Raw genomic sequence first — 23,706 nt, 5'->3', positions numbered from 1 at the left:
TGGGGTCCTCGCCGGGGCCTCAGCGGTTGTGCTCGCGCACCTTCTCACCCTTGGCGAGCGCGACGTCGCGCAGACTCGCCTGGAAGTCCAGCATCCTGCGGGTCAGCTCCGCGTCACCAGCGGCGATCATCCGAGCCGCCAGCAGACCGGCATTTCGGGCATTGCCGATGCTCACGGTGGCGACGGGAACACCAGCCGGCATCTGCACGATGCTGAGCAGCGAGTCCATCCCGTCGAGGTATTTCAGCGGCACGGGGACACCGATGACTGGCAGCGGCGTCAGCGAGGCCAGCATGCCCGGCAGGTGGGCCGCTCCCCCGGCCCCGGCGATGATGCAGCGCAGCCCCCGGGTGTGGGCCTCGCGGCCGTAGCGCACCATGTCCTCCGGCATCCGGTGGGCGCTGACCACGTCGGCCTCCCAGCCGATGCCGAACTCGTCGAGTGCCGTGGTGGCGGCCTCCATGGTGGGCCAGTCGGAATCGCTGCCCATCACGATGCCGACCAGGGGCTGGTTCTCGGTCTCAGGCATTGGGATCTCCCATCAGGTAGCCGGCGGCGTGCCGGGCGCGCTTGGTGACCTCGGCCAGGTCAGCGCCGGTGGCGGTCACGTGCCCCACCTTGCGACCGGGCTTCACGTCCTTGCCGTAGAGGTGGACGCGGATCCGGCGGTCCCGGGCGAAGACGTGCTGCAGGGCTCCGGTCAGGTCCTCCTCGGAGCCGCCGAGCACATTGGTCATCACGACGTGCTGGGCGTTCAGACCAGGATCGCCCAGAGGCAGGTCGAGTACGGCCCGCAGATGGTTCTCGAACTGGCTGGTGGCGGCCCCGTCGATCGTCCAGTGGGCGGTGTTGTGCGGGCGCATGGCCAACTCGTTGACCACCACGGAGCCGTCCTGGCGCTGCATCAGCTCCACGGCCAGTAGCCCCACCACACCGAGTTCCCCGGCGATGCGCAGCGCCAGGTGTTGCAGCTCGCTGGCCTGGTCATCGGACAGGCCGGGGGCCGGGCTGATGGTCTCGGTGCAGATCCCGCCGGTCTGGACGGTCTCGGTCACGGGGTAGGCGACGGCCTGGCCCTGCGGGGATCGCGCCACGACGCAGGACAGTTCCCTGGTGAAGGCGACGAACTCCTCGGCGACGATCACCACGCCCTCGCGGCTGATGGTGCCACCGTCCACGGTGCTGCCGGCCTGCCGGATCACCTCGAAGGGTTCGGCCGCCTGGCCGGGGCCGTCGATCTTCCACACGCCCTTGCCGTCATACCCACCGCGGGAGATCTTGGCGATGACGGGCCAACCGGTCCGCTCGCCGAAGGCCACCAACTGCTCGGCTCGCTCGCACACCTCGAACTGGGGATTGGGCATGCCCAGCGCGGCCATGCGAGCGCGCATGACTGCCTTGTCCTGGGCGTGCACCAGCGCGTCGGGGCCCGGCCGCACTGCCACACCGGCCTCCTCGACGGCGCGCAGCAGGTGCACCGGCACGTGCTCGTGGTCGAAGGTGATCACGTCGCAGCCGCTGGCGAAGGCCAGCAGCTGTTCGCGGTCGGTGTAGTCGCCGACGGTGACGTCTCGCACCACCTGGGCGGCGGAGACGTCGGGGCCTTCTGCCAGCAGCCTGACGCGGACGCCGAGCCCGATGGAAGCCTGGTGCATCATCCGGGCGAGCTGTCCGCCTCCGACGATGCCGATGGTGTAGGGACGTGTCACGCGCGAAACCCTATCGCGTCACCGCACCCAGGCCATCTGGTCGATGGTGGTGTCACCGGTCACGACCCGGTCCGTGGTGGCGGAGCGGTAGCTGTGGGTGATGGTGTTGGCCTTGGCGTCCACCTGGACCAGCCGGGTCATCGTGTCATGGAAGTTGTCGTAGTTCTGCAGCATCGCCACCACGCGATGGGTGCCGAAGTCCTGCACCATGGTCTGCCCCAGGCCCAGATGGCCACTGAAGACCATCTTCACATTGGGATACTGGGAGACCAGCTGGTCACGGATCGCCGTGGCCGGCAGGGCGCCGTAGCCGTCATTGCCGCTGGCGACCGAACCATTCCAGTCCAGGTAACTGTGGGTCAGGAGGATCACATTGTGGTCCGGGTGGGCGGCCACCTGTTGCTTGGCCCAGTCGAGCTTCTCCTGACGGGGCCACACTTCCAGCGAGACCACCATCCACTTCAGACCGCCGGCCTCGAAGGTGTGCACCGACGTGTCCTGCGTGTTGTCAGCGGAAGCGGTGCGCAGGCGGAAGCGGCTGGCGTCGAAGTAGCGGTTGTACACGGTGGTGTCACGCAGCGCGACGCGGGTGTCGACGCCGGGACGGGCCGAGCCGCCCTCCCCCGTGGCCTGGCCGTCGTGATTGCCGATCGCGCCAACCCACGGCAGCCCGTTGTCCTCAAGCACCTTCATGGCACCGGAGGCATTGACGTACTGGTCATGGGTGGGGGTGTCCCAGTTCACCAGGTCACCCACCTGCAGGACGGCGCGCAGGTCCAGGTCAGCGGCACCCTTGCGCTGGACGAGCCACTTGTTGCGCGCGACGGTGCGGGGAGCACCGGCATTGGTGGTCTCGTCCTGCACGTCGGGGATCACCGCAAAGCCGAACCGGCCATCGGCGTCGGCATCGCCCAGCGCAGGTGCAGGGGCCGGCGCGGGAGCAGGGGCCGTGACGGGCTCCGGGGCGCGAGTGGGCTCGGCCTCCTGGGTGGGGGCGGGCGCCGGGGCCGGGCTGCCGGGCAGCTGACCGGAGACGGGCGCATCCACCGACGCCGCGCGATACTTCACCCCGACATCGATCCATCCCTGGCCCACCAGGGCCGCCACGTCCTGGGCCAGCACCTCACGGTGGATGCCCTTGCGCACGACGCGGTGGACCGCCACACCACAGCTGGCCGAGGCCGGTGCAGCGTGGAAGTAGATGCCATTGTCCACATATCCGCGGTCCAGCCAGGACTGCAGGTCCGGGGCAGGTGCGGTCACGAAGTCGCCCTTGAGTGTCAGCCGGTGCACGGGAACCAGGCCCTCGGCGGGACGCTGCGAGACCTTGCCGATCGCACCGACCTGGCTGAAGTTGTACTGGGAGGCAAGCTCGAACTCGCTCTTCCACGCAGTGACCAGGCTGGTGCCGGAGGTGTTGTTGATCTGCTGGTAGAGCTCACTGCCCAGACCATCGCACGGGCTGACCGCGTTGGCTGCCGTGGTGCCGCCCCAGACGGCGATCGATGCGGCCAGGGCGAGGGCGCTGACGCCAGCACCCGTCCTGCGATGAGCGGAACCAGTACGCCACATGGCGATCTCCTTGCATCCCCGAGGGCACACCCCCGTGGGTGACCGGGATGATCGTAGCCTGCGGATCTGCGGACCACTGACCACTTCCTGAGGAAGTTCTTGCCTGATTCCAAGAATTCACCTGATTCCAAGAATTCGCCCGCGCGCCCGCCTCCCCGGCCTGCTCCTCTTTCCGACCTACCCTTGCCCCATGGCACGCCCCGATCCACTCCCCGCGTCCGGCCCATTCCCCTCCTCGGGTCCCGACGAGCAGGTCATCCGCCGGATGCACACGCACCCGGTGGCCCTCGTGTGGCCGACCCTGGCCTTCCTGCTGCTCGCGGCTGGCATCGGCGCCGCAGTGGCCCTGCTTCCCCAGCAGGGCAGGCCGTGGACGGTGTGGGCCAGTCTCGCGCTGGCCCTGGTACTGCTCGTCTGGTGGTGCTTCCTGCCACTGGCCAGGTGGTGGAGCAACACGTGGACCCTGACCACCCGTCGTCTGGTGCACCAGCAGGGCATCCTGACCCGGACCAGTCACGCCCTGCCGTTGACCCGGGTCAACGACATCTCGAGCGAACGTGGCGTCCTGGACCGGATGCTGGGTTGCGGAACCCTGAAGCTCACCACCGCCGCCGAGGAACCTGTCTGGATGCGCGACGTACCGGACGTCACTCGGGTGCACGAGATGATCTCGCAGCTCATCCACGAGGTCCCCAACCCTGGCGTCCACCGCAGTGTGGACCAGGAGTGGCGCGACTGACGAGCCCGGTCAGCCCTGCGAGCCCGGTCAGCCCTGCGAGCCCGGTCAGCCCTGCAGGCGCAGGTGGAAGACGTCGCCCGCGCTGAAGGCCTGCAGGCCCTGCTCGGTACGCACCACCAGCCGCCCCCACTCGTCGACGCTGTGGCCGATACCCAGGACGGTGGTCTGCTCATCGAGGATCACGCGCAGCGGCGCACCGACCGAGGCACACCGTGCCTCGTACTCGTCGTGCACCTGCCCGTCGCGCTCCCACAGCTCGAACAGACGCGCGAACTCCCTCAGGATCTCGGCGAGCACGGCAGCCTTGTCCTGGGCCAGCCCGGCCAGGGCCAGTGAGGTGGCGGTGGGCACGGGCAGCTCATCGGCGGACAGGGAGACATTGATCCCGACGCCCACCACGGCGGCCGCGCGGCCCGGAGCCGTCTCCACCCGCTCGGAGAGGATGCCACACAGCTTGCGGCCGTCCACCAGGACGTCATTGGGCCACTTCAGCTCCACCCGGCCGGGGGCCGCACCGGTGGCTCGTTCCACCCCTGTCGCCACAGACATGCCCGCCAGCAGCGAGAGCCAGCCCCAGTCCAGCGCCGGGCGCTCGGGACGCAGCAGCAGGGAGTAGGCCAGCGCCGCCCCGGCCGGCGTCTCCCAGCGCCGCTCGAATCGACCCCGGCCTGCCGTCTGCTCCTCGCTCACCAACACCACACCGGACAGCTCGCTGGTGCGCGCCAGGGCGGCGAGGTCGGCATTGGTGCTGCCCGTGCTGGGGACCCAGCGGATGTCGCTCCACAGGGGCGTGTGCCCCAGCAGTTCACGCAGTCTGTCGAGATCGAGAGGTTCGGTGGCCGGCATGCAGTCCACGCTAGTCCCGAGGGATGGAATTGCCCATCTTGTCGCTGCGGGCTGGCCCATTTCCCGCTAGGGTCGCCTCATGGAGATCGACATCCACACCACCGCTGGAAAGATCGCCGATCTGGGCCGCCGCATTGACGCCGCTGTCAATGCCGCATCGCCCGCGGCCGTCGAGAAGCAGCATGCCAAGGGCAAGATGACTGCACGCGAGCGAGTTCTCGCGCTGCTCGACGAAGGTACCTTCGCCGAGCTGGACGAGTTCTCTCGTCACCGTTCCACGGCCTTCGGCCTGGAGAAGAAGCGACCGTACGGCGATGGTGTCATCGTCGGCGTGGGTGCCATCAATGGCCGCCCGGTCTGTGTCTTCAGCCAGGACGTGGCCATCTTCGGTGGCGCACTCGGCCAGGTCTACGGCGAGAAGATCGTCAAGATCATCGACTTCGCGATCAAGACCGGTGTTCCGCTGATCGGCATCAACGAGGGCGGCGGCGCCCGTATCCAGGAGGGCGTCGTCTCGCTCGGTCTCTACGGCGAGATCTTCCGACGCAATACCCACGCCTCCGGCGTCATTCCGCAGATCAGCCTGATCATGGGTGCCGCAGCCGGTGGCCACGTGTACTCCCCCGCCCTGACCGACTTCACCATCATGGTGGACAAGACCTCGCAGATGTTCATCACCGGCCCGGCGGTCATCAAGACCGTGACGGGCGAGGACGTCTCGCTCGAGGAACTGGGTGGCGCCCGCACGCACAACACCAAGTCGGGCAATGCCCACTACCTGGCGGCCGACGAGAATGACGCGCTGGAGTACGTGCGTGAGCTCCTCAGCTACCTGCCGCAGAACAACCTTGAGGACCCGCCGATCTTCGACGACGAAGAGGTGGACCTGACGATCACGGACCACGACCGCAAGCTGACGACGCTGATCCCGGACTCCCCGAACCAGCCGTACGACATGCGCGAGGTCATCCGCACCGTCCTCGACGACGACGAATTCCTCGAAGTCCAGCCGCTGTTTGCGCAGAACATCATCTGCGGCTTCGGACGCATCGAGGGTCGTTCCATCGGTGTCGTCGCCAACCAGCCGATGCAGTTCGCCGGCTGCCTGGACATCGACGCCTCGGAGAAGGCCGCCCGCTTCGTGCGGACCTGTGACTGCTTCAACATCCCGGTCCTCACCTTCGTCGACACCCCGGGCTTCCTGCCCGGCGTCGACCAGGAGCACCAGGGCATCATCCGGCGCGGCGCCAAGCTGATCTACGCCTACGCCGAGGCGACGGTCCCGCTGCTCACCGTCATCACCCGCAAGGCCTACGGCGGCGCCTACGACGTCATGGGCTCCAAGCACCTGGGTGCCGACATCAACCTGGCCTGGCCCACCGCCCAGATTGCGGTGATGGGTGCCGAGGGCGCCGTCGACATCCTCTACAAGAAGGAGCTGGCGGCGATCGAGGACGAGGCTGCCAAGCAGGCCCGTCGCAAGGAACTGATCGACGACTACAACAACGAGCTCGCCAACCCCTATGTGGCGTCCGAGCGCGGCTACGTCGACCAGATCATCTACCCGCACGAGACCCGGGCCGAGGTCATCCGGGTGCTGCGCCTGCTGCGCACCAAGCGCGAGGTGCTGCCCCCGAAGAAGCACGGCAACATTCCGCTGTGACGGGAGCAGACAGATGAGCGAGAACGAGACCGAGACCACCCCGCAGGCGCCCCTCACCATCGAGGTGACCGGCGGCAACCCGGACGACGCCGAGACCGCGGCCGTCATCACCGCGCTGATGGCTGCCATGGCTCCGTCCGGGCCGGTGGAGGAATCCGACGACCGCCCGTTGGCCGGTGGGTGGAAGTCCTACACGCGCGTGATGCGGCGCATGCCGACGCACGGCCGTGAGGCCTGGCGGTACAGCGCTCGTCCGTGACACAGCTGCTCCAGCTCCCGCGCAACCAGCAATCCTGAAGACTGGTTGGCGGGAGCTGAAGCATGTCCGCCCATAGACGAAAATCCGCTGCCCCGGGCTCCGCGTGTGCCACTGTTGTCGTGCACCCTTTGAAAGGATTCCGAAACATGAGTGCTCTGAACGACATCCTCGCCGCCCTGCCCATCGAGCAGCTTGCCCAGCAGCTTGGCGAGGACCCGGCCGAGGTCGAGAAGGCAGCGGCCCCTGCCGTCACCAGCATCCTGGGCGGCCTGACCCAGAATGCGCAGAGCCCGGAGGGCGAGCTCTCGCTGGCCAGCGCCCTCCAGCAGCACCAGGAGAGCGAGCTGCTCCAGGAGAACGAGCCGGTCAAGCTCGAGGCCGTGGACACCAATGACGGTGAGAAGATCCTCGGCCACGTCTTCGGCAACCAGTCCGAGGGCGTCGCCCAGGCCCTGAGCGCCCAGGTGGGTGTGAGCACCCTGCTGGTGAAGAAGCTCCTGCCGATCCTGGCGCCGATCGTCCTCAACTACCTGGCCAAGCAGCTGGGCGGCAGCAACAGCATGGCCGGGAACATCCTTGGCCAGGTGCTGGGTGGCGCGGGCCAGCAGGCCGGCACGAATGCCAACGCAGGTGTTCTTGGTGGCGTGCTGTCGCAGGTGCTGGGCAGCGTGCTCGGCGGCAATGCAGCGCCGGCGAACAACCCCTTCGACCCCAGCCAGGCGCAGGCCACCACCCAGCAGGCGCAGGCCAATGGCGGCGACATCGTCAGCCAGATCCTGGGCGGTCTGCTCGGCAAGAAGTGAGACCAGCCGTCATCTGAGCCACTGCACGCCTCCAGCCCCTAGGCTGGGGGCGTGCAGCTCATTCTCGCCAGTTCCTCCCCCGCCCGGCTCCAGACGCTTCGCGGTGCCGGCATCGACCCCGAGGTCCTCGTCCCGGACGCCGACGAGTCATCCGTCACCGCTGCGGGACCGAGTTCCCTCACCGCCGAGCTGGCTCGGTTGAAGGCCACCACCGTGCTGGAGCAGTTGCACCACCGTGAGGCTCCATGGGCCATGGTGGCGTGCGACTCCATGCTCGAACTGGACCAGCGCGCCTGGGGCAAGCCGGCCGATGAGGCCGCTGCCGTGGAGCTGTGGCGCCGAATGCGCGGCCGCACCGCCCTGCTGCACACGGGACACCATGTGGTGGTCAACCGCGACGGACAACTGCGCCAGGTGAACCGCGTCGCCACCACCATCGTGAAGTTCGCGGACCTGACCGACGCGGAGATCGATGCCTATGTGGCCACCGGCGAGCCGGTTCGCGTCGCGGGTGGCTTCGCCATCGACGGGCTGGGCGGTGCCTTCATCACCCGAATCGACGGAGACCCCTACAACGTGGTGGGCATCTCCCTGCCCCTGCTGCGACAGATGCTCTTCGACCTGGGCGTCGCCTGGCACACCATGTGGAACCTGCCGACGTCGGCACGGTGAGACAACACATCCCTGCACCGGGATGGGCCCGGCACAGGGATGTGGGTTCGACGCGGTCTCAGCCCCGCTTGTGGGCCATGCTGCGCACGATGGCGTCGCCGATGGACTGGATCAGCTGGACGATGATGATCAGCACCACGACGGAGACCAGCAAGACCGGGGTGTTGAAGCGCTGGTAGCCGTACTTGATGGCGAAGTCACCCACGCCGCCGCCACCGATCGTGCCGGCCATCGCCGAGTAGCCGATCAGCATCACCAGCGTGAGCGTCGCTCCGGAGACCAGCGGTGACATGGCCTCGGGCAGCAGGACCTTGCGCACGATCTGCCAGGTGCTGGCGCCCATCACCTGCGCTGCCTCGATCTTGCCCGGCGCCACTTCGCGCAGCGCCGATTCCACGACGCGGCCGAAGAAGGGAATGGCGCCAATGGCCAAAGGCACCACGGCGGCCGTCGGGCCATAGGCCGTGCCCACCACCCAACGGGTGAACGGAATCACGGCAATCAGCAGGATCAGGAAGGGCAGCGAACGAAAGACGTTCACGATGGCGCCGAAGATCCGGTTGAAGGTGCGATGGGGGCGCAGTCCGTCGTGATCGGTCAGGCGCAGCAGGACGCCGGTGATGATCCCGAAGACCACGGTGACCACGAAACTCAGCAGGACCATCCAGGCGGTGTCACCCAGCGCGGCCCACAGTTCGGGAAGGGACTCGGCAATGCTTGTCTTGTTCATCGGCTCACCGTCACTTGATGCTCGCGGAACCAGTCCTGGATCACGGCGTCGTCGACATCTCCATGCGGGTGATCGAAGCTGACCCGCAGCCGTCCCACCTTGTGGCCGGCGATCTGCTCCACGGAACCGCCCAGGATCGAGACATCGATCCCGGTCTCGCGGGTGAAGCGGCTCAGCAGCGGATCCCCGATGCCCTCATTGACGAAGCTGAGCAGCTGCGAGGGGCCGGTGAGCTCCTCGTTCGCGCGCCCCAGGGGGATCAGCTGGTCCGCAATCCGGCTGTCAGGATCGGCCACCAGGTCCAGCAGCCTGCCCTGCTCCACAACACGGCCGTCCTGCATCAGGGCCGCTCCGTCGCAGATGCGGCGCACGACGTCCGACTCATGGGTGATGAGCAGCACCGTGAGACCCATCCGGTCTCGCAGGCTCTTGACCAGGTCAAGGATCTGCTCGGTTGTCGTCGGATCGAGCGCGCTGGTGGCCTCGTCCATCAGCAGCACCGACGGGTCGGTGGCCAGCGCCCGGGCGATGCCGACGCGCTGCTTCTGACCGCCGGACAGCTGGGAGGGATAGGCCGATGCCTTGTCCGGCAGACCCACCAGCTCCAGCAGCTCCGCAACCCGGGGCACGATGACGTCCTTCTTCTGCCCGGCGATCTCCAGGCCGAAGGCGACATTGTCAGCGACGGTCCGCGAACCCAGCAGGTTGAAGTGCTGGAAGATCGTGCCCATCTGCCGACGTGCGCTGCGCAACTGCTTGTCCGTCAGCGAGGTCCAGTCGGTGCCGTTGACCGTGATGGTGCCGCTGGTGACTGGCTCCAGGTGGTTCAGGCAGCGCAGCAGAGTCGTCTTCCCGGCGCCGGAACGGCCCAGGATGCCGAAGATCTGGCCGGGCTCCACCCGCAGGTTGACGTCATCCAGCGCCACGACGGGCGCGGCGCTCTTGCCGCGCCCGTCGTAGACCTTGGTGACACTGGTGAACTCGATCATCGGGTCACTTTCCGGCAGGCAGGACGGAGCCCTCGAAATTGCTGTTGATCCAGTCCTGGATCTCCTTGCTCTGCAGCGCCTCGGCCAGCTTCTGCACGCGCGGGTCGTCCTTCTTGTCGCTCTTGACCACCAACAGGTTGGTGTAGGGGTTCTCGTCGGCCGACTCGAGCGCCAAGGAGTCGGTCTTGGGCTTCAGGCCAGCCTCCAGGGCGTAATTGCCGTTGATGATGCTCAGGTCCACCTTTGCGTCGTCCAGCGTGGCGGCCAGCTGCGGACGATCGATCTGGATGAACTTCAGCTTGTTCGGGTTCGCGGTGATGTTCTTGGTGGTGATCTGCGAGTAGTCCACATTGGCGTCGGTGGGCTTGACGTCCAGCGTCAGCAGGTCGGCCTGCTGCAGCAGGAAGAGCGCACGGACCAGGTTCGACGGATCGGCAGGAATGGCGATGGTCGCACCGCTGGGGACTGCCTTGAGGTCCTTGACCTTCTTGGAGTACAGGCCCAGGGGCTCGATGTGCACATTCGCGACGCCCACCAGGTCGTCGACGCCCTTCTGGCTCTTCCACGTCTCCAGGTAGGGCTTGTGCTGGAAGTAGTTGGCATCGACGTCGCCGCTCTGGACGAGCTGGTTGGCATCGATGTCACCGACGATGGTCTTGATCTCGATCTTGGTGTCGCCCAGCAGGCCCAGCTTCTCGGCCTGCTGCAGGATCTCGCTGTGCGGGGTTGCGTCGGCCAGGATGACCAGCGGCTTGTCGGTGTCAGCGCCGGCCCCGGCGCCGCAGCCGGCCAGTCCCAGCGTGAGGACGGCGAGCACGCCGGCCAGGAGGGTGCGGAGGGTCTTGTTCATGATCGGTCTTTCGTGTGGGGCCCGGAAGTGGGCAGGGAGTTCGGACGAAGTCTTGCAGCACTGTCTGACAACACCGCCGGGAGCTGTGCTCAACCGGGCCCACCCACGACGAGGTGAGGTTCGAAAGGCGTTGTCAGCCGAACATTCGGCGCATCATGCAGGCGCACACGAGAACGGGCATGGTGTGGCCCGTCATGATCTCGCACTTGCATGGCATGGGCAAGAATCTACCCCGAGGCCGGGCTGGGCACCAAGTCGGGTGCTCAGGCGGGGCCGGCCTGGTGGCGCAAGGTCACGGCGCACGTCGTCGTCGAACAGGTGAAGGCCCCCTGCCACTGCCCTCCATGGAAGAGCACGGAATCGTCGGAGGCGCCGTCCACCGTCCAACCGGGCGGCAACTCCTGCTGCAGCCAACCCACCAGGAGTGCACGCTGGGCCGTCGGCATGGTGAGGGTGACCACATTGGGCTGGTCGATCTGGCTGGTGACCTCGATCTGGGCGGGCAGCCAGAAGTCCTGCGGGCCGTGCACCAGCCCGAGCTGGCGCAGCGCAGCACCCCCGGCGGGGGCGCTCACCGCCGAAAGCGAAGGACTGGGGGCGGATGCCCCGGGAGACGAGGAACAGCCGGCCAGCAGCAGCCCGGCGATCGCCAGCGGCACGAGGGAACGAGCGGTCACCCGGCCAGCCTAGGGCCTTCGGCCGATCTTTCGGTTTGGCTACGATCCGGTCATGAGCACCCGCCCCGTCGCGCTGGTCACCGGCGCCAACCGCGGCATCGGCCGCGCCATCGCCCGCCGCCTCGCCGACACGCACCACGTGCTGGTCGGTGGCCGCGACGCCGCCGCCGTGCAGTCCGTCGCCGACGCACTGCCCAGTGCCGCCCCCTTCCTGTGCGACCTGACCGACGCGCGGGCCACCGAGGAGGCGGCCGCCGGCGTCGAGCGTCTGGACGTGCTGGTCCACTCCGCCGGCATCGCCCGCTCCGCCGACGTGGCCGAGGCCACCCGCGAGCAGTGGCGCGAGATCCTCGAGGTCAATGTGGTGGCCGTGGCCGACCTCACCCGGTTGCTCCTGCCCCAGTTGCGGGCCGCACAGGGACAGGTGGTCACCATCAACTCGGGGTCCGGCTTGCGTTCCGGCGCCGGAGGGGCGCTGTATTCCGGTTCCAAGTTCGCGCTGCGCGCCTTCACCGACGCCCTGCGGGAGGAGGAACGCGGCACTGTCCGGGTCAGCTCGGTGCACCCCGGCCGGGTGGACACGGACATGCAGGTGGACCTGCAGCGCCAGATGGGTCGGCCCTATGTGGCCGCCGAGCACCTGCGGCCCGAATCGGTGGCCGAGGCCGTCGCCCTGGCGGTCTTCGCCAGCCCAGAAGCCATGGTGGAGGAGGTCTCCATCCGCCCCGTCTTCCGGGCCTGACCGCATCACTCGAAGGCGGCCCGACGGGCTGCCCGCCGCAGGATGCGCAGCATCGCCGGGCCGAGCAAGACCACCAGAACCGCATTGCTGAGGGCCCGCCCGGCATTCCAGGCCATCGAGGTGGCCAGGTTGTAGAGCACGAAACGGTGCAGGTTCTCCCCCACCGGAGCACCCGGGACGAAGGACAGCTCGGAAGCACCACCCAGCGTGAACGGCCAGAAGGCCAGGTCCATCAGCCAGCCGTACCCGAACCCCGCCACGAAGCCGTAGGCGGCAAGCATCGCCACCTCCAGCCAGGCCCGGGCGCGCGGCAACAGACCAGCCCCCAGCCCCACGAAGCCAGCCGCCAGCATCTGGAAGGGCAACCAGGGACCCACTCCCGACGTGATCAGCGCCGAGGCGAAGAGCGTCGTGTTGCCCAGCACGAAACCGAAACCCGGTCCGAAGACCCGGCCCGCGATGATGATCAGGAAGAAGACCAACTCCAGCCCGGCCGTCCCGGCACTCAAGGGCCGCACGGCCGCCCCCACGGCCGACAGCACCCCCAACAGGGCGAGCGCCTTGACGTCGAGGTCACCCCCACTGATCTCCGTCATGACCACTGCGATCACCACCGGCAGCAGCAGCGCAAAGACCAGCGGGGTCTGCGACCCCCCGGTCATGCCCGCGCCCGGCTTCCACAGCAGTGGCCAGCAGAAGGCGAACAGCGACATCACGGCAGCCAAGGTGAGCACCAGGGCCGATCGACCCGTCACGCGAACCACGGCCGGCCTGCTCTTCACGCCCCGGGCGGCCCCCACCTCAAGCACCGGCGGGCACCCCACTGGGCGACGTGGCAGGACCTGCCGGGAGCACCACCAGCTCGTCGACGGTCAACACGTCGCTGGGGTGGAAGACCTTGCTGACCTGGGGCGAGAAGGTCGGCGAACTGGTGCACACCTGGCGGGTGGGACCGTCAGCCACCACTTCACCGTCGGCCATCACGATGGTGCGATCCGTGGCCGACGCCGCGAACTCGACGTCGTGGGTGCTGACCAGCACGCAACTGCCACTGGCTGCGATCCGGGTCAGGATCCGGCACAACTGCTCCTTCATGGCGTAGTCGAGCCCACGCGTGGGTTCGTCGAGCAGCACCAGGGCCGGATGGGCGGCCAGCTGGATGGCCAGCACCAGACAGAGCCGTTGTCCCTCGGACAGGTCGCGCGGGTGGCGATCCGGGTCCAGGTCGCTGCCCAGTTCGGCCAGGATCGCCGCCGTCGTCCCGGAAGCAGACCCGGTCTCTGCATCCGCCTGGGCACATTCCTGGGCGACGGTCGGCAGGTACAGCAGGTCGGCGGCATCCTGGGGCACCAGGGAGACCAGCTCCCGGGCGCGCCCAGGCCCCACGCGACGCGGGTCCTCCCCTTGCACGTCGATCACCCCCGCGCTGTCGATGGCCCCCTGCACGGCCCACAGCAGCGACGACTTGCCCGCGCCATTGCGACCCATCACGGCGGTGATCGTGCCGGCCCGCAAGGACAGGCTGACATCGTCCACGGCCCGCACCTGGCCATGACTCACCTGCAGTCCCTGCACGCGGGCCACCTCCGCACCGCCCAGCCCATCGGCCTCCAGACTGCTCGCGGCAGGTGCCACGCTGACGCCCTCGCGCTGCGCCCGACGACGCGCATCTCGCACGCTGCGGGGCACCTCCTGCCAGCCCAGACGACGCGCCAGGGCACTCAGTGGCGGCACCACGTCCGCCCGGGCGAGAATTTCGCCCGCATCGCCGTACTCGACGCTGCCGTCGCCGGGCAACCAGAGCACCGAATCAGCGACGTGCATGACCCTCTCCAGACGGTGCTCCGCCAGCACGACGGTCAGACCCACCTCGTGAACCAGGGTCGTGATCGCGGACAACACGTCCTGCGCCGCAGTCGGGTCCAGGGCGCTGGTGGGCTCGTCGAGCACCACCACCCGCGGCTGGGCCGCCAGCACGGAGGCAATCGCCACCCTCTGCTGCTGCCCGCCGGACAGTTCGGTCAGGGCACGTCGACGCAGGTCGGCGATCCCCATGATGTCGAGCGTCTCCTCGACGCGTTTGCGCATGGCCCGCGGATCGATGCCCAGTTGCTCCATGCCGTAGGCGACCTCGTCCTCGACGAGGTCGGTCACGAAGCCGGCCAGCGGATTCTGCCCCACATGTCCCACCACCTCTGCCAGGTCCCGGGGCCGGTGGGTGCGTGTGGAACGCCCGTTGACGCGCACGTCACCCGCCAGGTGGCTCCCACTGAAATGCGGCACCAGGCCATTGATGGCCCCCAGCAGGGTGGACTTCCCGGTTCCGGTGCGCCCCACGACGAGGCACAGATCCCCATCGGGGATGGTCAGGCTGGCCCCCATGATCGTCGGGCGTGCCGCACCGCTGTGGCGGATGGTGACGTCGTCGAATTCGATCACGGCATCTCCTTCGCGAGCGTCTCTTCTGTCGGCAGTGGCGTGGTGAACAGGGGTGAGGCGATGGCCACCAGCAGGGGCAGCACCCACAGGTGCAGCAGCGGCCACTGCGGCGGTGAGGCCGGTGTCATGGCCACGTCCGGGGCCAGCCGGACCAGCGCGATGCTGGACAGGGCCGCCACCAGGCCGGCCATGCACAGCGCATGTTCCGGGGCCCCCCAGGCATCTGGCCGGTAGCGGGTGACCGCCAGGCGTCGCCCGGACAGCCGGATGCCGATCGCGGCCAACAGGCACCCGGCGACGAGGCAGGACCAGGACCAGGGACCAGCACCGGGCACGCCCAGCAGCAGGAAGGTGCCGTAGGTGATCAGGACCATCGACGCGAGCATGGCACCCGTGGTCGCCGGCCCCACCGGCTCCTGCTGGTGCGTGCGGCCGTAGCCACGCGATTCCATGCCGGCGGCCAGCAGCAGGGACCGGTCGATGGCGTCCTCCAGCACCGGAACCAGCACGGTCCCGGCAGCGCGCCAGCCGGTCGACCGACCACCCCGGAGGCGTCGGGCGCGACGCACCCGGCCGACGCTCTCGATGAGCTGGGGCGCGACGCTGAGCGCCACCACCAGCGCGACGCTGAGCTGGTAGAGCGCCGGCGGGACCGACCGCAGCGCCCGGCGCGGATTGGCCAGGGAATTCGCCGCGCCCACGCACAGCAACATGGCCACCAGGCGCAGCGAGTCGTACAGGGTGTACAACAGCGCGTCGAGGGTCACCGGACCGCCCAGCCGCACTCCGGCGGCCCAGGCCGGCAGCTCGATGCTGGGCAGGGTGAACAGCACCTGCCCGGAGCGATTGACGCCCATGAAGACCTGGAAGATCATCCGGATGCCCAGAACCACCAGGGCCAGCGTGAGATAGGCACTGGTCGAGCGGGCCCAGGGGGCGTCGGACCTGCGCTCCAGCACCACCAGCCAGACCAGCGCGGTGGCCAGGACAACCACGAGCGGATTGTGCAGCAGGCTCACGGCCACGGCACAGCCCAGGGCCCACCCCCACCAGGCCATCGGGTGCACTGCGCGCGCCACGGTGCGTCTGGCCACGGTCGGTACCTCGACGGCACGGCCTGCGGCCACGGAACGGGACATCGGGCAGGAACTCCCAGGCTCATGCATGCGAGCAGCAGGGGCGATCCCCAGCCCCCGCATGCCTCGACGGGTGGATGAAGCTTTGCTGAGATGGGCATTCCGGCTCGGACATGGTCCTCACGGCTGCGGGTCAGCTCCGGTCTCCCACCGGATTCCCCCATCGCAATGGATCCACGGTATCCCCTGTCCGCAGGCTGGACGAACCGCCCTCGAGGACGGCACGATCCGTCCAGCACACTCTCAGCCGGCTGCCACTGTCCACGGCTAGCGTTGCCGGATGGACAGTCCGACGCTGGTCACCATCGCCGTCCTCACCTTCCACCGCCCGGAACAGATCCGGCAGACGGTGGCCCTGTTGTGCCGTCAGGCCCGGGAGCAGGACGCCGCGTGGCAGGTGGAGGTTCTGGTGGTGGACAACGATCCTGCCGGCTCGGGACGCGCCGCCGTCGAAGCCCTCGACCTGCCCGGCGTCCGCGTCGTGGTGGAGTCCACGCCCGGCATCGCCGCGGCCCGCAATCGGGCACTCGATGAGGCTCGGGGCCGAGACGTCCTGCTCTTCCTGGACGACGACGGCCGCCCGGCACCCGGTTGGCTCAGCCTGATGCTCGAAACCTGGCGGCAGAGCCACCCGGCGGCCGTCGCCGGCTGGGTGGACACCCGCTATCTGGGTCGGGTTGACCCGTGGATCCATGCCGGGGGCTTCTTCACCCGGCGCCGTTGGAGGGACGGCCAGCCCCTGCAGGCCGCCGCCTGCGGCAACCTGCTCCTGGACCTGCACCAACTGGGCGATCTTCGCTTTGCCCGGAGTCTGGGCCTGAGCGGCGGGGAGGACACCCTGCTCACCCGGCAGTTGGTGGCCCGAGGGGGGCGCATCGTCTTCTGCCACGACGCCGTCGTGGAGGACCAGGTGGCAGTGGAACGGATGACGCGGGGTTGGGTGCTGCAGCGTGCGCTGAGCCATGGCAATACCGGCGGACTCCTGGACATCCACCTGTCCAGCTCCGCGCTGGCCCGCCCGCGACTCCTGGCCCAGGGGTTGGTCCGGCTGGCAGGGGGCGGCCTGCGGTCCGGCCTGGGCACCGTCACCGGCGACCGGACCCACAGCGCCCGGGGCGCGAGGGCCGCCATGCGCGGACTCGGTATGGTGCTGGCCGCGACCGGGCTTGCCTATCAGGAGTACCAGCGCCACGGCAGCTGGAGGCAGCGTTTCTCCCGGGTGCCCGAGGACCTGGCTCCCGGTCAGCCCCGCGGGGTCCGCATCAAGCCTTCGTAGACCACATCCGTCGTACACCCCATCCGTCGTAGACCACATCCGTCGTACAGATCAGGAGATGCCCGTGCAGCCTGCAGTCCGCACCCTTTTGCGTACCCCCGCCCATCGGGTCCTCGGCCCCGTGATCGGCTCCACCGTCTCCGTGCGGACCGAGCAGCCCCAGGTGGTGCTGACCTTCGACGACGGCCCACTGCCCGGGAGCACGGAGCAGCTGGCGGAGGTACTGGCGGACCACGACGCCCGTGCGGTCTTCTTCGTGCTGATGACGCGGGTTTCCCGAGCTCCGGGGCTGGTACGTGACCTGGCCGCCGCCGGGCACGAGATCGGGCTGCACGGCCTGGACCATCGACGGATCACGTCGCTGCGCACCCGCGAGGCCGACGAGTGGCTGAGGCGGGCCCATGCGGAACTCACCGAGGCCGTCGACGCGCCCGTCACGCTCTTTCGTCCTCCGCACGGTGCCCAGAATCCGGCAACCCGACTGTTGGCTGCCCGTCACGGACTGCGGACCGTGTTGTGGTCAGGAACCACCTGGGACTGGAAGGACGTCACCCACGAGGAGCGGGTGGCCAAGGCCATGGCGGATGCCCGGCCGGGAGCCATCCTGCTGGCCCACGACGGGTCGGCCGACGCCTCCGACTTGGCGAGCGAGGCCGCCGTCACGGACGTGGACAAGCCCCGCCTGCTCGACGACGTGCTGCACGGACTGACGGATCGCGGACTGCGGGCCACCACACTGGAGCAGGCACTGCAGACCGGCACGGCCGTGAACCGGCTCAGCTTCTCCCGCTGAGATCCTCGATTCCCGACCCGTCAGGCCCCGTACTCGGGGTCCTTCTCCCCCAGGAAGTCCTTGGCCGCCTGGACGCCGAGCAGGACGTCGGCCGGATTGGCCACCGCCACGGCAATACGTCGACGCTGGATGGCGCTCATGTCCTCGGGGAGTCGGTCCACGTCGAACCAGCCGACCGCAACGGACTCGTCATCACCGACGACGGCCTCGCCGCTGACGTAGCGAGCGCGGAAGGTGTGGTCGAGGTAGTCGTTCTGGTCCCCATTGTCGTACTGCATCCAGCCGGTGGGGCTCATCCAGACCATCCGTTCGATCTCGATGATGACGCCCGCCTCCTCCTCGGCCTCCCGGACGGCCGCGACGTGCGGGTCCTCACCGGGTTCGACGATGCCGCAGATGGGTGTCCACTTGCCGTTGTCCGCGCGCTGGACGCACAGCACCTGCTCGACGCGTGGCCCCGGACGCAGCACCACCGCCGTGGTTCCGGGCAACCAGAGCAGGGCCGTTCCGACGTGCTTGCGAAGTTCCAGGATGAAGTCCGGTGTGGGCATGCTCACCACAGTAGTGTGAGGAATCAGTCCAGAGTGTGATTGGTTCCTCCCAGAGCTGACGGGCGGCCTCGGTTGCCCCTAGAATCCGAAGAGCAAGGCCATGCCCGTGGCCCGTTCAAGGAGGAACAGTGGGAAACCAGATCACCAAGGTGCTCGTGGCGAACCGCGGCGAGATCGCCGTCCGTGTCATTCGTGCCGCCGCCGATGCCGGGATCGGGAGCGTCGCGATCTACGCCGACAGCGACTCGGAGGCGCTCTTCGTCAGCCTGGCTGACGAGGCCTTCGCGCTGAACGGTGCCACTCCGGCAGAGACCTACCTCAATGTCGAGAAGATCCTTGCCATCGCCGAGCAGAGCGGTGCCAACGCCGTGCACCCCGGCTACGGCTTCCTGGCCGAGAATGCCGACTTCGCCCGCGCCGTCATCGACGCCGGCCTCATCTGGATCGGCCCCTCGCCCGAGGCCATCGAGAACCTGGGCGACAAGGTCAAGGCCCGTCACATCGCCCTCAAGGTGGGCGCCCCGCTGGTTCCCGGCACCCCTGACCCCGTCGCCGACGCCGACGAGGTCGTCGCCTTCGCCAAGGAGCACGGCCTGCCGATCGCCATCAAGGCGGCCTTCGGCGGCGGCGGCCGAGGCTTGAAGGTGGCCCGCACCATGGAGGAGGTGCCCGAGCTCTTCGAGTCGGCCACCCGTGAGGCAGTCACCGCCTTCGGTCGCGGCGAGTGCTTCGTGGAGCGCTACCTGGACAAGCCGCGTCACGTCGAGACCCAGTGCCTGGCCGACCAGCACGGCAATGTCGTGGTCGTCTCCACCCGTGACTGCTCGCTGCAGCGTCGTCACCAGAAGCTCGTCGAGGAGGCCCCCGCGCCCTTCCTCACCGACGAGCAGCTGGAGCGCCTGTATGAGTCGTCGAAGGCCATCCTCAAGGAGGCCGGCTATGTCGGTGCCGGCACCTGCGAGTTCCTCGTGGCCCAGGACGGCCTGATCTCCTTCCTCGAGGTCAACACCCGTCTCCAGGTGGAGCACCCCGTCTCCGAGGAGGTCACCGACCTGGACCTGGTGCAGCAGATGTTCCGCATCGCGAATGGCGAGAAGCTGGACTTCGACGACCCGGAGATCCGCGGCCACTCCATCGAGTTCCGCATCAACGCCGAGGATGCCGGCCGCAACTTCATGCCGGCCCCCGGCACCCTCACCAAGTGGAAGGCCCCGGGCGGCCCCGGCGTCCGCGTCGACGAGGGCTACCACGCTGGCATGACGGTGCCCGGCACCTTCGACTCGCTGGTGGCCAAGGTCATCGTGACCGGCGTCGACCGCGAGCACGCGCTGGCCCGTTCGCGTCGTGCGCTGAAGGAGATCGTCCTGGAGGGCATGCCCACCGTGATCCCCTTCCACCGCGCGATCCTGGACGACCCCGCGTTCGTCGCCGCTGACGGGAACTTCGGTGTCTACACCAACTGGATCGAGACGGCCGCCGATCTGAAGGTTGCCCCGTACACCGGTGAGCTGGGTGAGGCCGAGGACGTCGTCGAGGCCCAGACGGTCGTCGTGGAGGTCAACGGCCGTCGACTCGAGGTCAAGCTGCCCGGTGGTCTCGCGGCCGCCAGCAAGCCCGCCGGCAAGAAGGCCAAGCGTCCCACCAAGCGTGACCGTGGCGGCGCAAAGGCCAGCGAGGCGTCCGGCAATTCGCTGACCGCCCCCATGCAGGGCACCGTCGTCAAGGTCGCCGTCGAGGAGGGCGCGACCGTTGCCGAGGGCGACCTGATCGTCGTGCTCGAGGCCATGAAGATGGAGAACCCGGTGACCGCTCACCGTTCCGGCGTGGTCAAGTCCATCAGCTGCGAGGCTGGCGCCACCGTCACCTCCGGTGCGGTCCTGGCCGAGATCGTCGACCCCGAGGGTGACGCTCCCGCGGCTGAGTGATGATCCACTGGAGTCTGTGAAGACTCCATGAATATGGCTGAGGCGGGTCCACGGTGTTGGGCCCGCCTCTTCCATGCAGCAGACTGGAAGCCATGTTCAAGATCCTCTTCCTGCTGGCCCTGGTGGTGACTGCCGTCGCGCTCTTCCAGTCGAGTCAGCGGCGACGCGCCCTCGAGGCCGAAAGGACCGCAGAGCTGGAGGCTGCCCTGACCACCAGCCGACGGGCCGCCGACGAGGACGTCACGCGGTTCGGTGAGGAACTGCAGCGTCTTGACTCAGAAGTGGCAGGCCACCCGCTGGACACCGCCATGCGGCAGGACTACGAGCGGGCCCTGGACGCCTATGACAATGCCAAGGCCTCCTTGGCCGCGGTGACCAAGCCCGACGAGATCCGCCATGTCACCGAGGTGCTGGAGGACGGCCGCTATGCCATCGCGTGTGTCAACGCCCGAGTGGCGGGAGAACCGCTGCCCCAGAAGCGTCCGCCGTGCTTCTTCAACCCGGCGCACGGACCCAGCAGCCAGAACGTCACCTGGACTCCTCCGGGTGGAGCCCCGCGGGACATTCCGGCCTGCCCAGCCGACGCCGAGCGGGTACTGGCCGGTGCCGACCCGTACATCCGCACGGTTCAGGTGGGTGCCCAGCGTGTGCCCTACTGGCAGGGCGGCCCTGCCTACGCTCCGTGGGCCCAGGGCTACTACTCCGGTTGGCAGGGCTCCAACCTCATTCGCGACATCGCGATCGGCTCCATGATCTTCCATGGCATGAGCGGCATGCCCTACATGATGGACGGGATGGGCGACGGCTTCGGTGAGATCGGCGAGGGCGTCGGTGACATGTTCGGCGGCATCGGCGACGGCTTCGAATCGATCGGTGACGGCATCGGCGGCATGTTCGACGGCATCGGGGACTTCTTCGGCGACTGACACCACCTCCGGCCGGGACCTGCCAGACTGACACCCGTGAACACACGCAGTGCACTGGCAGGTCTTGGCCTTGGCGGACTCGGCATCGGTGGGCTGGGGGTGCTGGCCGGTGCCGCGGCAGCCGCCCACCAGATCAGCGGGCCGCAGCGCCCCGCGCTGGACTACGGCATGAGTCCGTTCGAAGTGGGGGTCGACGCCGTCGATGTCACCTTCACCGCCGCTGACGGAACCCGGCTCGCAGGCTGGTGGCTGGGCCGCGAGGACGCCGAACGCGTGGTGGTCATCAGCCACGGACACCGGGGCAGCAAGGCGGACATGTTGGGAATCGGCCCCGGACTGTGGCGAGCCGGCAACAGCGTGCTTCTCTACGACTTCCGCGGCAATGGAGAATCAGCAGACGGCCCGCAATCGCTCGCGCACTACGAGCAGCTCGACCTGGTTGCGGCCATTGACCTGGCCGCGGGACTGGCGCCCGGGCTGCCGATCAGCCTGGTCGGTTTCTCGATGGGGGCGGCCACCTCGATCCTCGTCGCCGCGCAGGACGCGCGGATCGAGAGCGTCGTCGCCGACTCCCCCTTCGCCGACATGCACGGCGTGATCGCGGCCGCTGCGCGGGGCCTGCACCTGCCGCCGGTGCCGCTGGTCTCCCTCGTCGACCGGGTCACCAGCCTGCGCTACGGCTACCGCTTCGCCGACGTGGCACCGATTGACGTGGTGGAGAAGATCGCACCGCGACCGCTGCTGCTGGTCCACTGCTCCGACGACCACGTCATCCCCGTGGAGCACAGTCGCCGGTTGGCCGACGCCGCAGGGCCCAGCGCCCACCTCGAGATCGTGGATGGTCTGGACCACTGCGGCGCCTACTTCGCGGACCGCCCCGGCTACATCGCCCGAGTGGCGGACTTCCTGCGCCGCTGACTCGCCCGGGGCGGCCTCAGACCTGGGTCTTGGACGGCTTTTCCGGATGGTCGTGCAGGTGCAGCTGACGCGCCGCCTCCGCGATCGAGCCGGACATCGACGGGTAGACCGTGAAGTCGTGGCTGAACTGGTCGACGGTGATCTTCTCGGCCACCGCCAGGGACAGCGAGTGGATCAACTCCGAGGCGTGTGGCGCGACGACCACGCCGCCCACGATGATGCCGGTCACGGGCAGGCAGAAGACCTTCACGAAGCCCTCGGTCACACCCTGCATCTTGGCCCGCGGATTGCCGGCCAATTGCAGCGTCTTGGTCCCGATCTTCAGCTCGCCCTCGTCCACCTGCTTCTGGGTCATGCCGACCGTGGCGATCTCCGGGGCGGTGAAGACATTGGAGCTGACGGACTTGAGGTTCAGCGGAGCCACGGCGTCGCCCAGCGCGTGCCACATGGCGATACGTCCCTGCATGGCTGCGACGGAGGCCAGGGCGAAGACGCCCGTCACGTCGCCAGCAGCGTAGACGGTGCGCTGCGACGTGCGGGAGACCTTGTCCACCACGATGTGACCGCTCTTGGAGAGCTCGATTCCGGCCTCCTCGAGGCCGATGCCCTGCGTATTGGGGATGGAGCCTACGGCCATCAGGCAGTGCGATCCGCGGATCTCGCGGCCGTCCTCCAGCGTGACCACCACCTCGTCGCCCTCACGTCGCGCGGCATTGGCACGGCACTCACTCATGATCTCCATGCCACGGCGCTCGAAGACACCCTGCAGCACGGCCGCAGCGTCCTGGTCCTCGCCCGGCAGCACCTGCGAGCGGGAACTGACCAGCACAACGTCGACGCCCAGGGCATCATAGGCATTGGCAAACTCGGCACCGGTGACACCGGAGCCCACCACGATCAGCTTCTCGGGGAGCTCGGTCAGGTTGTAGACCTGCTTCCAGTTCAGGATGTGCTCACCATCACACGTGGCGGTCTCCAGCTCACGCGGGGTCGTCCCGGTGGCCAGCAGGATGATGTCCGACTCGATCCGCTCCTCACCCTGGTCAGAGGTGACCAGCACGGCGGTCGGACCATCGAGCTTGGCCGAGCCGTTCACCACAGTGACCCCGACGCGCTCCAGCTGCGCGGCGATGGAGTCCGACTGGGCCTGGGCGAGATCGAGCACACGCTTGTTCACCGCCGCCAGATCCACCTCCACCGACGACGCGATGCTGTCGTCCTCTCCGGAGGCGGTCACCTTCAGACCGAGCTCGCCGGCTCGTTCGATGGTGGTCATCACCTCCGACGTGGCGATGAGGGTCTTCGACGGGACGCAGTCAGTGAGCACGGCAGCACCGCCGAGCCCTGTGCGTTCCACGAGAGTCACCTCCGCGCCGAGTTGTGCAGCCACAAGGGCAGCTTCGTAGCCTCCGGGGCCTCCGCCAATGATCACGACTCTGGTCACGGGGGTCATTCTTCCAGACTTCTGGCCCGCGCCCCTATTGTTTGGGT

General features: G+C 68.4%; 24 protein-coding genes and 1 riboswitch. Of the genes, 11 read left to right on the top strand and 13 right to left on the bottom strand.

The genetic code is table 11. The annotated features are described in order from the left end of the window. Positions 1-19: 19 nt before the first annotated feature. Genes purE through ACTQ49_RS01845 form a run of 3 tightly spaced genes read right to left on the bottom strand, consistent with a single transcriptional unit; the run spans position 20 to position 3,281 of the window. Positions 20-529 (bottom strand): 5-(carboxyamino)imidazole ribonucleotide mutase, encoded by a 510-nt coding sequence (purE, locus tag ACTQ49_RS01855; protein WP_441826144.1) that lies wholly within the window; start codon positions 527-529, stop codon positions 20-22. Beyond that, positions 522-1,709 carry a 5-(carboxyamino)imidazole ribonucleotide synthase gene (locus ACTQ49_RS01850; RefSeq protein WP_441826143.1) on the bottom strand — a complete coding sequence of 396 codons (1,188 nt, stop codon included), beginning with the start codon at positions 1,707-1,709 and terminating at the stop codon, positions 522-524. The genes purE and ACTQ49_RS01850 overlap by 8 nt, the downstream gene beginning before the upstream one ends. A gap of 18 nt (positions 1,710-1,727) precedes the next feature. Continuing rightward, positions 1,728-3,281, bottom strand: coding sequence for a metallophosphoesterase (locus ACTQ49_RS01845; RefSeq protein WP_441826142.1), 1,554 nt, complete (start codon positions 3,279-3,281; stop codon positions 1,728-1,730). A 190-nt stretch (positions 3,282-3,471) separates the two neighbouring features. On the opposite strand from ACTQ49_RS01845, the gene ACTQ49_RS01840 reads away from it, so the two are divergent. Next, positions 3,472-4,020 (top strand): PH domain-containing protein, encoded by a 549-nt coding sequence (locus tag ACTQ49_RS01840; protein ID WP_441826141.1) that lies wholly within the window; start codon positions 3,472-3,474, stop codon positions 4,018-4,020. 45 nt (positions 4,021-4,065) lie between these two features. Here ACTQ49_RS01840 and ACTQ49_RS01835 read toward each other — a convergent pair whose 3' ends face one another. Then, positions 4,066-4,866, bottom strand: a complete 801-nt coding sequence (locus ACTQ49_RS01835; protein ID WP_441826140.1) for a biotin--[acetyl-CoA-carboxylase] ligase — start codon at positions 4,864-4,866, stop codon at positions 4,066-4,068. A 79-nt stretch (positions 4,867-4,945) separates the two neighbouring features. On the opposite strand from ACTQ49_RS01835, the gene ACTQ49_RS01830 reads away from it, so the two are divergent. The 4 genes from ACTQ49_RS01830 to ACTQ49_RS01815 all read left to right on the top strand — a co-directional run bounded on the left by ACTQ49_RS01830 (position 4,946) and on the right by ACTQ49_RS01815 (position 8,263). Continuing rightward, on the top strand, positions 4,946-6,529 hold the full coding sequence (locus ACTQ49_RS01830) for an acyl-CoA carboxylase subunit beta (RefSeq protein WP_441826139.1): 1,584 nt from the start codon (positions 4,946-4,948) through the stop codon (positions 6,527-6,529). Positions 6,530-6,542: 13 nt separating this feature from the next. Beyond that, positions 6,543-6,788 (top strand): acyl-CoA carboxylase subunit epsilon, encoded by a 246-nt coding sequence (locus ACTQ49_RS01825; protein WP_441826138.1) that lies wholly within the window; start codon positions 6,543-6,545, stop codon positions 6,786-6,788. Positions 6,789-6,934: 146 nt separating this feature from the next. After that, positions 6,935-7,591, top strand: a complete 657-nt coding sequence (locus tag ACTQ49_RS01820) for a DUF937 domain-containing protein (RefSeq protein ID WP_441826137.1) — start codon at positions 6,935-6,937, stop codon at positions 7,589-7,591. A 51-nt stretch (positions 7,592-7,642) separates the two neighbouring features. Beyond that, the gene (locus tag ACTQ49_RS01815; RefSeq protein ID WP_441826136.1) at positions 7,643-8,263 is read left to right on the top strand and encodes a Maf family protein; all 621 of its coding nucleotides are present in this window, start codon (positions 7,643-7,645) and stop codon (positions 8,261-8,263) included. A gap of 58 nt (positions 8,264-8,321) precedes the next feature. On the opposite strand, the gene ACTQ49_RS01810 is transcribed toward ACTQ49_RS01815, so the two are convergent. The 4 genes from ACTQ49_RS01810 to ACTQ49_RS01795 all read right to left on the bottom strand — a co-directional run bounded on the left by ACTQ49_RS01810 (position 8,322) and on the right by ACTQ49_RS01795 (position 11,509). After that, positions 8,322-8,993, bottom strand: coding sequence for a methionine ABC transporter permease (locus ACTQ49_RS01810; RefSeq protein WP_441826135.1), 672 nt, complete (start codon positions 8,991-8,993; stop codon positions 8,322-8,324). Next, positions 8,990-9,982 carry a methionine ABC transporter ATP-binding protein gene (locus ACTQ49_RS01805; RefSeq protein ID WP_441826134.1) on the bottom strand — a complete coding sequence of 331 codons (993 nt, stop codon included), beginning with the start codon at positions 9,980-9,982 and terminating at the stop codon, positions 8,990-8,992. Before ACTQ49_RS01805 ends, ACTQ49_RS01810 begins: the two co-directional genes overlap by 4 nt. A 4-nt stretch (positions 9,983-9,986) precedes the next feature. Further along, positions 9,987-10,832, bottom strand: coding sequence for a MetQ/NlpA family ABC transporter substrate-binding protein (locus tag ACTQ49_RS01800; protein ID WP_441826133.1), 846 nt, complete (start codon positions 10,830-10,832; stop codon positions 9,987-9,989). 263 nt (positions 10,833-11,095) lie between these two features. Further along, a complete protein-coding gene (locus tag ACTQ49_RS01795; protein ID WP_441826132.1) occupies positions 11,096-11,509 on the bottom strand; it encodes a hypothetical protein in 414 nt (137 codons plus the stop codon). Positions 11,510-11,561: 52 nt separating this feature from the next. Here ACTQ49_RS01795 and ACTQ49_RS01790 point away from each other — a divergent pair, with 52 nt between their 5' ends. Beyond that, positions 11,562-12,251: an SDR family oxidoreductase gene (locus ACTQ49_RS01790; RefSeq protein ID WP_441826131.1), complete on the top strand. Its 690-nt coding sequence runs from the start codon at positions 11,562-11,564 to the stop codon at positions 12,249-12,251. A gap of 5 nt (positions 12,252-12,256) precedes the next feature. Here ACTQ49_RS01790 and ACTQ49_RS01785 read toward each other — a convergent pair whose 3' ends face one another. The 3 genes from ACTQ49_RS01785 to ACTQ49_RS01775 are packed head-to-tail and all read right to left on the bottom strand — an operon-like array spanning position 12,257 to position 15,784. Further along, positions 12,257-13,033, bottom strand: a complete 777-nt coding sequence (locus tag ACTQ49_RS01785; RefSeq protein WP_441826130.1) for an ECF transporter S component — start codon at positions 13,031-13,033, stop codon at positions 12,257-12,259. A 19-nt stretch (positions 13,034-13,052) separates the two neighbouring features. Continuing rightward, positions 13,053-14,633 carry an ABC transporter ATP-binding protein gene (locus tag ACTQ49_RS01780; RefSeq protein ID WP_441826278.1) on the bottom strand — a complete coding sequence of 527 codons (1,581 nt, stop codon included), beginning with the start codon at positions 14,631-14,633 and terminating at the stop codon, positions 13,053-13,055. Positions 14,634-14,686: 53 nt separating this feature from the next. Further along, positions 14,687-15,784 (bottom strand): CbiQ family ECF transporter T component, encoded by a 1,098-nt coding sequence (locus tag ACTQ49_RS01775; RefSeq protein ID WP_441826129.1) that lies wholly within the window; start codon positions 15,782-15,784, stop codon positions 14,687-14,689. 117 nt (positions 15,785-15,901) lie between these two features. Further along, a riboswitch (cobalamin riboswitch) is annotated at positions 15,902-16,028 on the bottom strand. Positions 16,029-16,106: 78 nt separating this feature from the next. Between ACTQ49_RS01775 and ACTQ49_RS01770 the strand changes: the two genes are divergently transcribed. Both ACTQ49_RS01770 and ACTQ49_RS01765 read left to right on the top strand, forming a co-directional pair. Then, complete coding sequence (locus tag ACTQ49_RS01770) at positions 16,107-17,102, top strand: glycosyltransferase family 2 protein (protein ID WP_441826128.1); 996 nt, start codon at positions 16,107-16,109, stop codon at positions 17,100-17,102. A gap of 64 nt (positions 17,103-17,166) precedes the next feature. Then, positions 17,167-17,895, top strand: coding sequence for a polysaccharide deacetylase family protein (locus tag ACTQ49_RS01765; protein ID WP_441826127.1), 729 nt, complete (start codon positions 17,167-17,169; stop codon positions 17,893-17,895). Positions 17,896-17,915: 20 nt separating this feature from the next. Here ACTQ49_RS01765 and ACTQ49_RS01760 read toward each other — a convergent pair whose 3' ends face one another. Continuing rightward, a complete protein-coding gene (locus tag ACTQ49_RS01760; protein ID WP_441826277.1) occupies positions 17,916-18,446 on the bottom strand; it encodes an NUDIX hydrolase in 531 nt (176 codons plus the stop codon). A 128-nt stretch (positions 18,447-18,574) separates the two neighbouring features. Here ACTQ49_RS01760 and ACTQ49_RS01755 point away from each other — a divergent pair, with 128 nt between their 5' ends. The 3 genes from ACTQ49_RS01755 (at position 18,575) to ACTQ49_RS01745 (ending at position 22,215) form a co-directional block, all read left to right on the top strand. Next, a complete protein-coding gene (locus tag ACTQ49_RS01755) occupies positions 18,575-20,371 on the top strand; it encodes an ATP-binding protein (protein WP_441826126.1) in 1,797 nt (598 codons plus the stop codon). A gap of 92 nt (positions 20,372-20,463) precedes the next feature. Then, entirely contained in the window at positions 20,464-21,297 is an 834-nt protein-coding gene (locus ACTQ49_RS01750) for a hypothetical protein (RefSeq protein ID WP_441826125.1), read from the top strand. 36 nt (positions 21,298-21,333) lie between these two features. Further along, the gene (locus tag ACTQ49_RS01745; RefSeq protein WP_441826124.1) at positions 21,334-22,215 is read left to right on the top strand and encodes an alpha/beta hydrolase; all 882 of its coding nucleotides are present in this window, start codon (positions 21,334-21,336) and stop codon (positions 22,213-22,215) included. A 16-nt stretch (positions 22,216-22,231) separates the two neighbouring features. Here ACTQ49_RS01745 and ACTQ49_RS01740 read toward each other — a convergent pair whose 3' ends face one another. Continuing rightward, positions 22,232-23,659 (bottom strand): NAD(P)H-quinone dehydrogenase, encoded by a 1,428-nt coding sequence (locus ACTQ49_RS01740; protein ID WP_441826123.1) that lies wholly within the window; start codon positions 23,657-23,659, stop codon positions 22,232-22,234. Positions 23,660-23,706: the final 47 nt, after the last annotated feature.

This window comes from Luteococcus sp. Sow4_B9 (assembly GCF_052116585.1).
Taxonomy (GTDB): Bacteria; Actinomycetota; Actinomycetes; order Propionibacteriales; family Propionibacteriaceae; genus Luteococcus.
Note: the sequence above shows the minus strand (reverse complement) of the source record. Positions and strands in the feature narration are given on the sequence as shown.

Excerpts from the sequence above, each read along its gene's own strand:
- purE (WP_441826144.1), bottom strand. The coding sequence starts at position 529 with ATGCCTGAGACCGAGAACCAGCCCCTGGTCGGCATCGTGATGGGCAGC.
- ACTQ49_RS01845 (WP_441826142.1), bottom strand. The coding sequence starts at position 3,281 with ATGTGGCGTACTGGTTCCGCTCATCGCAGGACGGGTGCTGGCGTCAGC.
- ACTQ49_RS01840 (WP_441826141.1), top strand. The coding sequence starts at position 3,472 with ATGGCACGCCCCGATCCACTCCCCGCGTCCGGCCCATTCCCCTCCTCG.
- ACTQ49_RS01835 (WP_441826140.1), bottom strand. The coding sequence starts at position 4,866 with ATGCCGGCCACCGAACCTCTCGATCTCGACAGACTGCGTGAACTGCTG.
- ACTQ49_RS01830 (WP_441826139.1), top strand. The coding sequence starts at position 4,946 with ATGGAGATCGACATCCACACCACCGCTGGAAAGATCGCCGATCTGGGC.
- ACTQ49_RS01825 (WP_441826138.1), top strand. The coding sequence starts at position 6,543 with ATGAGCGAGAACGAGACCGAGACCACCCCGCAGGCGCCCCTCACCATC.
- ACTQ49_RS01820 (WP_441826137.1), top strand. The coding sequence starts at position 6,935 with ATGAGTGCTCTGAACGACATCCTCGCCGCCCTGCCCATCGAGCAGCTT.
- ACTQ49_RS01810 (WP_441826135.1), bottom strand. The coding sequence starts at position 8,993 with ATGAACAAGACAAGCATTGCCGAGTCCCTTCCCGAACTGTGGGCCGCG.
- ACTQ49_RS01805 (WP_441826134.1), bottom strand. The coding sequence starts at position 9,982 with ATGATCGAGTTCACCAGTGTCACCAAGGTCTACGACGGGCGCGGCAAG.
- ACTQ49_RS01800 (WP_441826133.1), bottom strand. The coding sequence starts at position 10,832 with ATGAACAAGACCCTCCGCACCCTCCTGGCCGGCGTGCTCGCCGTCCTC.
- ACTQ49_RS01790 (WP_441826131.1), top strand. The coding sequence starts at position 11,562 with ATGAGCACCCGCCCCGTCGCGCTGGTCACCGGCGCCAACCGCGGCATC.
- ACTQ49_RS01780 (WP_441826278.1), bottom strand. The coding sequence starts at position 14,633 with ATGGGGGCCAGCCTGACCATCCCCGATGGGGATCTGTGCCTCGTCGTG.
- ACTQ49_RS01770 (WP_441826128.1), top strand. The coding sequence starts at position 16,107 with ATGGACAGTCCGACGCTGGTCACCATCGCCGTCCTCACCTTCCACCGC.
- ACTQ49_RS01760 (WP_441826277.1), bottom strand. The coding sequence starts at position 18,446 with ATGCCCACACCGGACTTCATCCTGGAACTTCGCAAGCACGTCGGAACG.
- ACTQ49_RS01750 (WP_441826125.1), top strand. The coding sequence starts at position 20,464 with ATGTTCAAGATCCTCTTCCTGCTGGCCCTGGTGGTGACTGCCGTCGCG.